General features: G+C 37.5%; 8 protein-coding genes. All 8 read left to right on the forward strand.

Annotated elements, in window-relative coordinates; translation table 11 throughout:
- The first annotated feature begins 2 nt into the window (after nt 1-2).
- The 8 genes from BUF13_RS02270 to BUF13_RS02305 are packed head-to-tail and all read left to right on the forward strand — an operon-like array spanning nt 3 to nt 12,643.
- Nucleotides 3-1,511, forward strand: coding sequence for a type I restriction-modification system subunit M (locus tag BUF13_RS02270; protein ID WP_073570121.1), 1,509 nt, complete (start codon nt 3-5; stop codon nt 1,509-1,511).
- Nucleotide 1,512: 1 nt separating this feature from the next.
- Entirely contained in the window at nt 1,513-5,301 is a 3,789-nt protein-coding gene (locus tag BUF13_RS02275) for an AAA family ATPase (RefSeq protein WP_073570122.1), read from the forward strand.
- Nucleotides 5,298-6,659, forward strand: coding sequence for a restriction endonuclease subunit S (locus BUF13_RS02280; RefSeq protein WP_073570123.1), 1,362 nt, complete (start codon nt 5,298-5,300; stop codon nt 6,657-6,659). Before BUF13_RS02275 ends, BUF13_RS02280 begins: the two co-directional genes overlap by 4 nt.
- The gene (locus tag BUF13_RS02285) at nt 6,656-7,246 is read left to right on the forward strand and encodes a hypothetical protein (RefSeq protein ID WP_073570124.1); all 591 of its coding nucleotides are present in this window, start codon (nt 6,656-6,658) and stop codon (nt 7,244-7,246) included. Before BUF13_RS02280 ends, BUF13_RS02285 begins: the two co-directional genes overlap by 4 nt.
- Nucleotides 7,247-8,122, forward strand: a complete 876-nt coding sequence (locus BUF13_RS02290; RefSeq protein ID WP_134204304.1) for a ComEC/Rec2 family competence protein — start codon at nt 7,247-7,249, stop codon at nt 8,120-8,122. It abuts the gene before it with no gap.
- Nucleotides 8,119-8,811, forward strand: a complete 693-nt coding sequence (locus BUF13_RS02295) for a hypothetical protein (protein WP_073570126.1) — start codon at nt 8,119-8,121, stop codon at nt 8,809-8,811. Before BUF13_RS02290 ends, BUF13_RS02295 begins: the two co-directional genes overlap by 4 nt.
- Before the next feature lie 2 nt (nt 8,812-8,813).
- Entirely contained in the window at nt 8,814-11,936 is a 3,123-nt protein-coding gene (locus tag BUF13_RS02300) for a type I restriction endonuclease subunit R (protein WP_073570127.1), read from the forward strand.
- Nucleotides 11,936-12,643 carry a M48 family metallopeptidase gene (locus BUF13_RS02305; RefSeq protein WP_073570128.1) on the forward strand — a complete coding sequence of 236 codons (708 nt, stop codon included), beginning with the start codon at nt 11,936-11,938 and terminating at the stop codon, nt 12,641-12,643. The genes BUF13_RS02300 and BUF13_RS02305 overlap by 1 nt, the downstream gene beginning before the upstream one ends.
- Nucleotides 12,644-12,691: the final 48 nt, after the last annotated feature.

The raw sequence follows: 12,691 nt of genomic DNA on the forward strand, positions 1-12,691 counted from the left end.
AAATGGAAAGCCGAGTTACACAAGACCAAATCAATAGCACCCTCTGGGCAGCTTGTGATACTTTCAGAGGTGCCTTTGACTCCTCTGAATACAAAAATTACATACTGGTTTTCATGTTCATGAAATACTTGAGTGATGTTTGGAAAGATAAACAAGAGGAGTATAAGTCTCAATATGGTGACGACTCAGAGCTTTTGAAGCGTAAAATGCGACGAGAGCGATTTGTATTACCTGATGATTGCACCTTTGATTACCTGCATGCACATCGCAATGATCCGGACATTGGAGAAAAAATTGATAAAGTTCTCGCAAAAATTGAAGATCAGAACCTAGAGAAATTAGAAGGTGTGTTCCGAAATATCAGTTTTAATTCTGAAAAACTAGGACAGACTAAAGATAGAAATCGAAGGCTCAAAAATCTAATCAATGATTTCGCAAATCCTATTTTGGACTTTCGCCCCTCGATATTGGGAAGGAAAGAAGATCTTATTGGGAATGCATATATGTACCTAATAGAGCGTTTTGCCTCTGGTGCTGGTAAAAAGGGCGGTGAGTTTTATACGCCACATGAAGTTTCTGAATTATTGGCTAAGCTTGTTTCACCAAAGGCAGGAGCAAGAATATGTGATCCTACCTGTGGATCTGGTTCTCTTTTGATCACAGTTGCCGAAGAAGTAAAGGATAGTAAGGGAAACCCTTCAAATGACTTTTCGCTTTTTGGTCAAGAAAGCAATGGCGATACCTGGGCACTATCAAAATTGAATATGTTTTTGCACAGCATGGATACAGCTGATATCCAATGGGGGGACACGATAAATAATCCACTACTATTAGAAGGAGATAGTTTAATGAAATTTGACGTAGTGGTAGCAAATCCTCCTTTTTCTTTAGACAAATGGGGCTACGAGGAAGCTGAAGCCGATAGATACAGAAGGTTTCTTCGAGGCCTTCCTCCTAAGAGTAAAGGAGACTATGCCTTCATTTTACACATGATCGATACTGCTTTGCCTACAGGTAAAATAGGTGTGATTGTACCTCATGGAGTGCTGTTCAGGGGAAGTGCCGAAGGCAAAATTAGACAGGCCTTAATTGAAGAGAACTTATTGGAAGCGGTCATTGGCTTACCTACCAACCTTTTCTTTGGTACGGGTATACCGGCTGCAATTCTGATTTTTAATAAAGCTAAAGAGCACAAAGACGTTTTGTTCATTGATGCCAGCAAGGAATACCAAGAAGGAAAGAAACAGAATAAGTTGAGACCAGAAGATGTGCAAAATATTGTTTCGACCTACAAAGCATTTGAAACAGTCGATAAGTACGCCTATCGAGCTGATTTAGCTGAAATTAAGGAAAATGAATTCAATCTTAATATCCCTCGCTATGTGGACACATTTGAAGAGGAAGAACCTGTAGATATTCAAGCTGTGCAAGCTGAAATCAATCAATTGGAAAGTGAACTGGTAGATGTGCGTAAGGAGATGGATGGGTACTTAAAAGAACTAGGGTTTTAATATGAAAAAGAACCCACGCTACTCCCTTAAACATCTTTCTGTTCGTGTTCCTTGGCATGACAACAGATGGAATGGAACCGTATGTAATTCCCCAGGATCTAATGGTGCATGTTTGATATTAAGGAACTGTGCTTTAAATCGAGATGATGAAAATGAAAAGAAGCATGCTGGTGAAAGCCTCGAACATCTAGACGAGAAGAATTATCCGGTTTGCGTAGGGGAGCGGGCTACTTTCATGGCGCCTTTCGCTTTTTACAAAACTTTAAAGCATCCCTATATAAAATCTTCTCCAAGCACTCACGGACATCTAAAACCAACTAGCGTTCGATTTCCTTCATTCTCAGCAGCAGCTGTACCTTATTTATGGATGTTAAAAGGAAATGCTGAAGAAAAGAATGAGCTATTCGATCTTGGTTTCAATAAGGATATGGAACCAGAACTGGATTGGCAAAAGGGAAAACAAGATACCTCTGATAATTGGATTCAAGAGTCAGGAAATCAAAAAGCTATGTTGAATTGCTTTTTCGAACATTTAGATCCTGCCTCTTCGCTTATCCTTTTCTATGCCAAGCAAGTGCCTTTTGTTGAAGACAGTGGAAGAGTTCTAATAGGTGTAGGCCGCATTAAAGATATAAAGGAGTCAGAGTTGTATGATGGATCAAACAAGAAATTCTCAGCTGCATATTGGGAACATATGATACATCATTCGATTCGTGATGATTTCAAGGATGGCTTTTTACTTCCTTACCATGATGCAATTGAATTTCAAAAAGAACACCCTGATTTTGATCCTGCAGAGTTAGCGGTTATTACACCTTCAGATAAAGTATTGGAATTTTCCTATGGCTCAGAGCATGTTTCCAGTGATTCAGCCATACGGACACTTTTATTATGTTCCAAGACCTTTGAAAAAGCGAATGAACTTGGGATTGGTAAAAATAATGATGGTATTCTGCAATGGATACATGACCGTGTTCATGAACTAGAAAAACTGAGAGGAGATTACCCTGGAATGGGTGCAGCATTGTGCGCGCTTGGCCTTAGAAAAGGACATTTTATAGCTGCTGAAATTATTAATAGCATTAAAGAAAATGAAAACCCATGGTTAAAGTTTGATGAAGCTTTAGAAAACCCTTCCGCTGTCTTAAGTGATGCTACTGCCTCAGAACTTACCGGAATGGCTATTAAAACATATCAACGCTATCACAAAAGAGATGATAAATCTCGTTTACATTTTCTCTATCTGCTCAGCCGTTTTGATATCACCCAGCAGCAAGCTGAAATACTTTGGTCACTTGACAAAAGGGCAGAATTGACAGAAGAAGATTTTGGAGATAAAGACTTTCTCGAGAATCCATACTTGATTTATCAAATCACCAGAAGATCTGAATTTCCTGTGGACCTCTCTACCATCGACCTTGGGCTTTATACTCCAACAAAAGGAACAGCGGTACTTCCCGACATTCATATCAAAGATGCGCTGGACGAACGCAGGTTAAAAGCTATGACCATTATACTGTTGGAAAATGGAGCACTTGCGGGACATACACTATTGCCAAGGAAGGACATTATTAATAAAATCCATGAGATCAACTTTCATCCACTAGCTAAACCCAATAGCGATCATATGGAGGTGGCAGAAGATGTATTTGCAAGTCATATCCATATCACCGAAATGAAAAACGGGGAGGTGGCTTACCAACTGGATCGACTAAAAAAGACTCAGGAAATCATCAATGCCAAAGTAAAGAATAGCCTGAAAGGAGATCGTCTTGCTTTTCCTGCTGATTGGAGGTCTTTATTGGATGAGGAACTAAGCGAACATACGAAGGGGGAACCTGATGAAGAAGAGCTAAAAGCTAGAGAAGAAAAAGCGGCAGCCTTGAAGGAAATTGCTGAATCGAGATTCTCAGTCTTAATAGGTCCTGCAGGTACTGGTAAAACAACACTGTTAAGCATTCTGGCGAAACAATCGGAGATCAAAGGAAATGGCGTTTTGTTTTTAGCACCTACAGGTAAAGCCCGTGTTCGGATGGAAGAGCTTTCGCAGGGAACAGGTATTAAAGTGACCACTGTAGCTCAGTTTCTACTGAAGTATCATCGTTTCAATGGCAAGCTTCAGCAATACAAACTCTCGGATGAATACTGTGAAGGGACGTATCAGACAGTGATTTTAGATGAGTCATCTATGGTGACGGAAGAAATGATGGCTACTCTGATGAATTGTTTTAAGGGAGTGAAACGATTTATTCTGGTAGGTGATCATAGACAATTACCCCCAATTGGCCCAGGAAGACCATTTAGGGACATTATTCAATACTTACTTCCTGAAGATTTGGAAAAGATATTTCCAAAAGTTGGAGCTGGGTATGCTGAGCTGACGGTAAGGAGACGGCAAGGGGGTACCAAACGTGAAGACCTTCAACTCGCAGAATGGTTTAGTGGCAACGCCTTGGGCGCTGGTGAAGACCAAATTATAAATGATATTCTATCGGGTAAAGAGAGTCAATATTTGAAGCTGGTCAGTTGGAAGAATGAAGAGGATTTTGACAAACAATTAGAACAAGTACTTTCTAAAGAACTGAATTTGAAGAGTACAGGAGACCCTAAGAAATCATTCAATATCTCTTTGGGATCATCTGATGGTTCTTATTTTAACTCTACTAAAGATGCTTTATATCGTAAGTTGGAGCCATCGATTAATAGGGTAGAAGACTGGCAAGTCTTGTCTCCTGTTAGAGAAAAGCCATTTGGAGTAAAAGCAATAAATAGAAAATTACATAAGCAGTTTCGCCAAGTTCAGGTAGACTATGTAAGTGGCAGACTTAAAAAAAATGACTATGATACCCCAAAACTACCCAAGGCACTGGGTACGGAGGAAGTAGTTTATGGTGATAAGGTAATTAACCTATCAAATCATAGACGAACGGATGTTTATCCAGATAACGGAATGTCATATATAGCCAATGGGGAGATTGGCTTAGTCGTGGGTCAATTCAAAAGTCCAAAAGTAAAAGGACAGCCCAAATTTACTCATGTGGAGTTTTCTTCTCAAAAGGGATTCACGTACACTTTTAAGTCCAGAGACTTTAAAGAAGAGGGAAACAGTTCACTGGAATTAGCATATGCCATTACGGTACACAAGTCACAAGGAAGTGAGTTTGGCAAAGTATTCCTGATTATCCCGGACCCTTGTTTTCTGTTAACGCGAGAGATGCTCTATACGGCACTCACACGGCAAAAGGACAAAGTAATTGTGCTCTATCAGGGAGATGCCTTTAAGATCAAAGAACTGTCTTCACCCATTCATTCGGACACGCTGAGTAGGATTACCAACCTGTTCGAAGCGCCTGATATGGTGGAAAAAGATGGAAAGTACCTGGAGAAAAATCTGATCCACCAGGCCAGCGATGGCAAATTACTCAGATCAAAATCTGAATTGCTCATTTATCAGCAGTTCATCAACCATGGTATAGAAGCACTATATGAAAAAGACTTGGTGATCAGGGAAGTACAAAAGCTACCAGATTTCACCATCATGGATGAGTACTCCGACAAGGTCTATTATTGGGAGCATTGCGGTATGATGCACGACAAGGAGTACCGCGAGCGCTGGGCAGATAAATGCCAGTGGTATCGCGACAATGACATCCTACCTATAGAAGAGGGGGGGGGTAAAAATGGAATCCTAATCGCTACCTATGATACGCCAGTGGAAATTAATGGAAAAACTTTTGGCGCCTTCTCCTTAAAAGAGGTGGATGAATTCATAAAACAAATTAAAGGATGAGCGAAGCAGCGACACAGATGAATCAGAAGGTAGAAGAAATGCCAGGCTATAAATACACTAAACTCGGTTGGATCCCGGAGGAATGGGAATTAGTTCCAGTGAAATTATTTGGAAAGGTAGTTACAGGAAGTACCCCCAAAACTGTAAATAAAGAATATTATACTGGGGAGTTTTTATTCGTATCTCCTGCAGATATGAACGGGGTTAAATACGTTGAACGGACGGAAAAACGGCTTTCCAAGTCTGGTTATAATACAGGGAGAAAAATCAATAAAGGATCGCCATTATTTGTTTCAATTGGATCTACAATAGGAAAAACTGCAATTGCTGGAGCTGATTTGGTTACGAATCAGCAAATCAATGCAGTAGTTCCAAACAATGATAATTCAGGTGAATATCTGTATTATCAGTTAACCTTAAATAACTTAAGGTTTAAGAGAATTGCTGGAAATCAAGCTGTTCCAATATTGAACAAATCAACTTTTCAAAGCATTTCGATTTTTCGAGCTCCACTTCCCGAACAACAAAAAATCGCACAAATCCTCAGCACGTGGGACAAGGCCATCGCCAAAACCGAACAGCTTATCACCAAAAAGCAGGAACGCAAAAAAGGCTTAATGCAGCAGCTCTTGACTGGTAAGAAGCGGTTTAAGGAGTTTGTTAAATCAGACAAAATGAAGGAAACAAAATTGGGTTGGATTCCTGAAGATTGGCAAGTGAAAAAAGTATCTGATGTCTTCGATTTTCTTTCAACCAATTCTTTTTCCAGAAGTCAAATGCATTATGATGTTTCGGAAAATAGCATTTACAATATCCATTATGGTGATATTCATGCAACTTATAAGGAAGCAATTTTAGATTTCAATATCGAGGAATCAGTGCCAATTATCTCTGATGAGATAGAAATTTCTAATTCAGCGACTTTTTTAAATGATGGTGATGTGATTATTGCTGATGCCTCCGAAGATTATAAAGGTGTTGGAGAGGCAATCGAGCTAAAAAACATAAATGAAAAGAAAGTATTAGCGGGGCTTCACACATTTGCATTAAGAGATAAATCCTCCCTGACCAGCATTGGTTTTAGAGCCTATATTTTTAAGAATCCCAAAGTATCAAAGGCATTAAAAGTCATAGCCACAGGTAGTAAAGTGTTTGGCATATCAAAAGCTAATTTGCAAAAATTTGAATTGATTTTACCTCTTATCCAGGAGCAACAAAGAATTGCCTATGTTTTTTCATCTGCTATTCAGGAAATATCCTTCCTTCAAAATCAGCTGGACAGGCTTAAAGAACAGAAAAAGGGATTGATGCAGAAGTTATTGACTGGTGAAGTGAGAGTTAAAATTAATGAGACATGAAAGTAAAAGATGAACATGAAGGAATAGACATAGCCATTATTGTAGTCATTGTTATCTACAATCTCAGTTTATTACTGTTTACACTCTTTTGGCTATTTACTAATGCATTTGTGGATGCTAAAAGTAGTCTCTCTGATTTGACAAACTTCTCGATAAATGAAAACATAACCTATGGATTATTTCTTTCGGGTGTTCTTGGAGGTGCATTCTATTGCCTGCGAGCAGTTTATCAAAGACTTGGCGAAGCATATACACCTATCGATTTAGAGGATGGCAAAATTAAGCCCAATAAGACATTTAATGCTCGGGTTTGGTTCTTCTGGTTTCTTTATAGGCCGATTCAAGGAGGTGTGTTAGCACTGATTTTATTGACGCTTGTAAATAGCAGTCTCATCACTTTGGAAACCATTTCTGAAGAAAGCTTCAAGTCGTATTACACACTAATTGCACTAGGGTTTCTTGCTGGATTTGGAAGTCATGAGTTGATTCATAAGATCCAAGAAGTAATTCAAGTATTATTTGCTAAGTCCAACGTGAAGCCTTCTGATACCAAGCAAAAGATCAAAAATAATAAAGGAGAAAATTAAATGACATATATAACAAGATTTAGAGCATATCAATTGGATTCAGCAGGATCGCTGTTTTCATATTATAAAGAAGGCCAGTTTACCTTAGTTGAGGCAAGGTTGCCAAAAGGAGGAATTGAAGTTCTAGAGGAAGAACTAGCTATTTGTGGAGTGGATCAAATCAATGTACTTCATATAACAAGTTGGGATACAGATCATATGAGGTTTCTAGAATTAACTCAAATTCTAAACAAATTTAGGCCTGATTTAATTGAAGTTCCTAGCTATGAACCTGAAAGTGAAGAAGGAAAAAGAAACAAAAGAGTTCTTGAGGGTTATGATGAGATCCATAGCAAATATGTGAAAAACGTTCGATATTGTACACAATCTTGGTTTAAGGGACTCTCAGTTGCAGCTGCAAAAGGAACGAACCATGTTGTTTGCCCATCAGAATTTGAAGGCGATTGTAAGAATGATATGAGCTTAATAAAATTGTTCAGATCTGGTGGCTTCAATGTGTCATCATTTGGAGATTGTGAATCAAGGGAAATTTCAGATCGTCTTGGACGAAGCTCGATATTTACTTCAGAATTGGATGTGATGATTTTGGCACATCACGGGGCTAATAATGGATTTACAAATGAAGAATTTCTTAAAAGGACAAATCCCATATTGGCAGTTTGTAATTCAAATTATGACAACCAATACGAACATCCTAAGCAAGAAATTAGAGATATTCTGTTTAAGCTAAAGATACCAGTTTTCACTACTAAAACTGGAGATATCATAATATATCAACAAATTGGCAGCTCCAGAGCAGAGGTATTTAATTTGATTTCTGATAATCTAAAACTTTCATCAAAAGGAACCTTTACTCCCAAAAGATTTAAACCATGATAAAGCAAAACCAAATAGTTGTTTTGCAAAACACCAAAGAAGGTTTGGTAATTGATACAGTCTATAATCAAAATGATACATTATATATTGATTTCTTTAACAAGACAACAATAGAAATTCCTTCCAAGAGATTAGAAGTAAATACTTATCTCCCAGAAAAGGGAGGATTAGAGATTTTTTCATTGTGGGCAATTATAATTGGAGGAATTGCAGGATTGATCGGTGCCTTCGTAGCATTTTACCAATTGTTTAAAAAGGATACTGAGAAACAGATTCAACTGAATGAGTTAAAAAATCAAACAGAGCAATTGATTAAACAAAATCATCTTTTTGAGAAAAGAATTAGGATGTCTGTGAGGCCATTGATTTGGACAAATGGTTCAGGAATCCGTCCATCTGAAAGAGAATTTCATGTGGATGTTGATAATATGGGGCAATTAGCATTTCTTGATTCTATAGATTTTTTAGATGGAGACACTGTAGAAATTAGTCACTGGAACGGTAAATATGTTCCGATAGAAAAAGAGAAGGGGAATATCAAAATTACTGGAATGTATGGAGGTTTAGATCCTGAAGAAATGAGTTTCCGATTTGTAATAAAGTATCATGATACAGAGAATTATAAATACGAAACAGAATTTGAGTGGAAAAATAGGCATGCCAGAGTAGTAGAAACAAGAGAATTATAAAGATGACTAACTATACAGAATGGACTGATTCACAAAACCCTGCATTAATCCTCTTAAGGAAACTAGGCTGGCAATACCTCACACCAAAGCAATGTGAGCAGGAGAGAGGTGGTATCTTATCCAATGTAGTTCTAGAGCAAATTCTGGAAAAACAATTGCTTAAAATCAATGAATTTGACTATAAAGGGAAGGTCTATGATTTTTCACAAAGCAGTTTGCAATCTGCCATAAACGCATTAAAAAATGTCCCAGACGAAGGACTTGTCCGCACGAATGAACAAATCTATGATTTGCTTACCCTTGGCAAAAGTTTTACAGAGAACATTCAAGGGGATCAAAAGGCATTTACACTAAAGTACATTGATTGGGAAAATGTAAACAATAACGTATATCATGTAACTGACGAATACGTGGTGGAAGGTGTAAAAAGTACACGTCGACCAGATATCGTTTTGTTTGTGAATGGAATTCCGTTTGTGCTGTTGGAAAACAAGCGTAGAGATAAGAATGAATCCATAGAAGAAGGAATCTCACAGCATATCAGAAATCAACGGAAGGATCAAGGAGCTCCGCGTATTTTTCACTATGCCCAACTACTGCTGGCAGTTCAACCTAATTTGGTAAAATATGGCGTGACAGGAACTCCGTTAAAATTCTGGTCAGTCTGGAAGGAAGACAATCAAAAACAGACAGAGAAAACATTAAAATCAAAGGCTTATGACACAGAACCAGAAAGCCGATTAGCGACTCAGCAAGACCAATCTATTGTTTCTTTATGTGATCCTGCCAGAGTGATGGAGTTGGTTTACAAATTCATTGTATTTGACGGACCACAAAAAAAAATTGCTCGATACCAGCAATATTTTGCAGTGAAAGAATCACTTAATCGCATTAAGCAAACTGATGAATCTGGTGTTCGAAAAGGTGGGGTAATTTGGCATACACAAGGAAGTGGAAAATCATTGACCATGGTAATGCTCTCTAAGTCCATTGCCTTGGAAGAATCTATCAAGGATCCCAGAATAATATTAGTTACAGATCGTATTAGTCTGGATAAGCAGATATACAAAACATTTTTGAATTGTGGTAAGAATGTCAAAAAAGCTAAATCTGGAAATGACTTGATTGAATTGCTCAAAGACAAAGGCAACGAAAATATCACATCAATACTAGACAAGTTCCAGACTGCACTAAAGAGAAAGGATTTTAAGGATTATTCTAAAAACCTTTTCGTTTTGGTTGATGAAAGTCATAGAGGACAGTATGGTTCTGCCCATGCGAAAATGAAATCAATGCTGCCAAATGCCTCCTATATAGGTTTTACAGGTACGCCTTTGCTTAAATCTGAAAAGAGCACAGCTAGAAAGTTTGGTGGATTTATTCATAAGTACACCATAGATCAAGCCGTTGCAGACGAAGCTGTTTTACCTTTACTTTATGAAGGTCGATCAGCAAAGCTTAGTGTAAATCGGCAGCAACTTGATAAGGGATTCGAAAGACTTGCAGCACCCTTATCGGAAGAGGCGCAAAAAGACTTAAAAAAGAAATTTGCTACCATTTCCAAGATCTATGATTCAGAGCAAGTAGTTGAAGAGATTGCCTTTGATATTTCGAAACATTTCTGCGAAAATTGGCAAGGAACAGGGTTTAAAGCTCAATTAGCCGTACCAAAAATTGATACTGCAATTAGATATCAACAATACTTTGAAAATCAAACTAACCCAGCATTACGGATCAATTCAAGAGTAGTCTTTACTCCACCCGATAGTCGATCAGATTATGAGGATGTTTGGAAAGAAGCAAGTAGTGAAGCTAAGAAGTATTGGAATAGTTTGATGGATAAGTTTCGGGGACAAGAAGAATATGAAACAGATTCTGTTGATCGATTTAAGGATGAATCCAATCAGGTCGAACTAATAATTGTCATTAGTAAATTATTGACTGGATTCGATGCTCCACGAAATACAGTATTGTACTTAGCAAAACCACTTGTAGAACATAATTTATTGCAAGCGATTGCACGAGTAAATAGACTTTTTGAAGGAAAGGAATTTGGATACATCATCGACTATGTAGGAATTCTAGGCAAGCTTGATGAAGCATTAACCCAATACAGTGCATTTGAGGGGTATGAAGAGGAAGACCTAAAAGGAACTGTAGTAGATATTCTTACAGAAATCCGAAAAGTTCCGTCGCGGCTTGCTGATTTATGGGAGATATTTAAAGGAATCTCTAAAAAGGACTTGGAGGCGATGGAAAGGTATTTAGGTCCCAAAGATATTAGAGATAGCTTTTATCAAAAACTCTCTGTATTTGCAAGAGTCCTTCAGGTTGCATTATCGTCTGATGAATTTTATAAGGAGTATAATGACAATGAAATTCAAGAGTTCAAAAATGAGTTGAAGTTCTTTCAAAAGATGAAAACATCAGTTCAAAACAGATATGCTGAAGTAGTTAGTTACAAGGAGTATGAACCAAGAGTAAGAAAACTCCTTGATACTTATGTCGGGGCTGACTATGTGGAAAAAATGACTGAGGAAGTTAATATTTTTGATCAAGCTATGGTAAATGAAGCTTTGGCTGTCTATGGGAAAACCCCGGCATCAAAAGCTGATATGATTGCGCATCAGATGAAGAAAGTCATTACAGAAAATATGGAGAAGGATGAAGCTTTTTACAAAAAATTTTCTGAGTTAATTGAAGACACAATAAAGGCGTTTCGAGAAGGAAGAATTGATGAAAAGGAGTATTTGGAAAGAATCCTAAGAAATAGAAATGATCTCCAGACTGGGCATCAAGAAGGGTTACCTAAAATACTTTCGGACAAAACAGAAGCTAGGGCTTTTTATGGTGCACTAACTGAAGTGTTGGGTATTTCACATGAAAAAGAGGAATTAAAAAATATTAATAATCTATTGGCGCAGGCAGGGATTCAGATCAGTGAGATTGTTGAGAAATTGACTATTAGAGACTGGAAACGTAATATAGATATTCAAAATAGGATGGAAAATGAGATTGAAGATTATCTAATTGATCATAGAAAAGCTCTAGGAATTGAAATCACCTTCGATGAAATAGATGAAATACTTTCCAAGTGTTTGAAAGTGGCTAAAAATAACTACTAATGCGATCAGAAGTAGCATACGGAAACACCTTATTGTCATTTTCAATTGAACGTTCTGATCGTAAATTATTATCCATAGAAGTTAACCCAGATTTATCTATAAACGTAATTGCACCACATGCGGTAGAAATCACAGCTATTGAGGAAAAAGTATTAAAGCGGGCAAAATGGATAATCAAGCAACAGCAATTCTTTGAGCAATTTTTACCAAGGACTCCCGAGCGAGAGTATGTATCTGGAGAGACCCACTTTTACCTTGGGAGAAAATACCTCCTGAGAATCAGACTCTCTGAAGAAAACATGGTTAAGCTTAAAGGAGGGGAGTTAATAGTACATATCAAAGAGTTAAAAAACACCTCAATGATTAAAGTCCTTTTGAATGTATGGTATTATAACCATGCAAAAAGAATATTTGAAAATTGCGTAAAAGAATCCATTAAAGAATTTACCAGGTATGATATAATAGAGAATCCTCCAATAACTATTAAAAGAATGAACAAACGTTGGGGAAGTTGCACTCCTAAAGGAAGAATTGTTCTGAACCCAGAACTGATTAAAACACCTTTAATGTGTGTGAAATATGTTATTATTCATGAATTATGTCATCTAGTACATCCAAATCATAGTAAGGAATTTTACGAGTTACAAGTTAGGATGATGCCGAATTGGGAAAAATGGAAATTAAAACTTGAAAAGTCTTTGATTTAACCTGTCTAGTCTACATTAGCCGAATGAGGGGTTTAAGTAAGGCGGAAT

Source organism: Algoriphagus zhangzhouensis (assembly GCF_900148515.1).
GTDB lineage: Bacteria > Bacteroidota > Bacteroidia > Cytophagales > Cyclobacteriaceae > Algoriphagus > Algoriphagus zhangzhouensis.

Bases quoted from the DNA above. Each gene is read 5' to 3' on its own strand.
- BUF13_RS02270 (WP_073570121.1), top strand. From the start codon at position 3: ATGGAAAGCCGAGTTACACAAGACCAAATCAATAGCACCCTCTGGGCA.
- BUF13_RS02275 (WP_073570122.1), top strand. From the start codon at position 1,513: ATGAAAAAGAACCCACGCTACTCCCTTAAACATCTTTCTGTTCGTGTT.
- BUF13_RS02280 (WP_073570123.1), top strand. From the start codon at position 5,298: ATGAGCGAAGCAGCGACACAGATGAATCAGAAGGTAGAAGAAATGCCA.
- BUF13_RS02285 (WP_073570124.1), top strand. From the start codon at position 6,656: ATGAAAGTAAAAGATGAACATGAAGGAATAGACATAGCCATTATTGTA.
- BUF13_RS02290 (WP_134204304.1), top strand. From the start codon at position 7,247: ATGACATATATAACAAGATTTAGAGCATATCAATTGGATTCAGCAGGA.
- BUF13_RS02295 (WP_073570126.1), top strand. From the start codon at position 8,119: ATGATAAAGCAAAACCAAATAGTTGTTTTGCAAAACACCAAAGAAGGT.
- BUF13_RS02300 (WP_073570127.1), top strand. From the start codon at position 8,814: ATGACTAACTATACAGAATGGACTGATTCACAAAACCCTGCATTAATC.
- BUF13_RS02305 (WP_073570128.1), top strand. From the start codon at position 11,936: ATGCGATCAGAAGTAGCATACGGAAACACCTTATTGTCATTTTCAATT.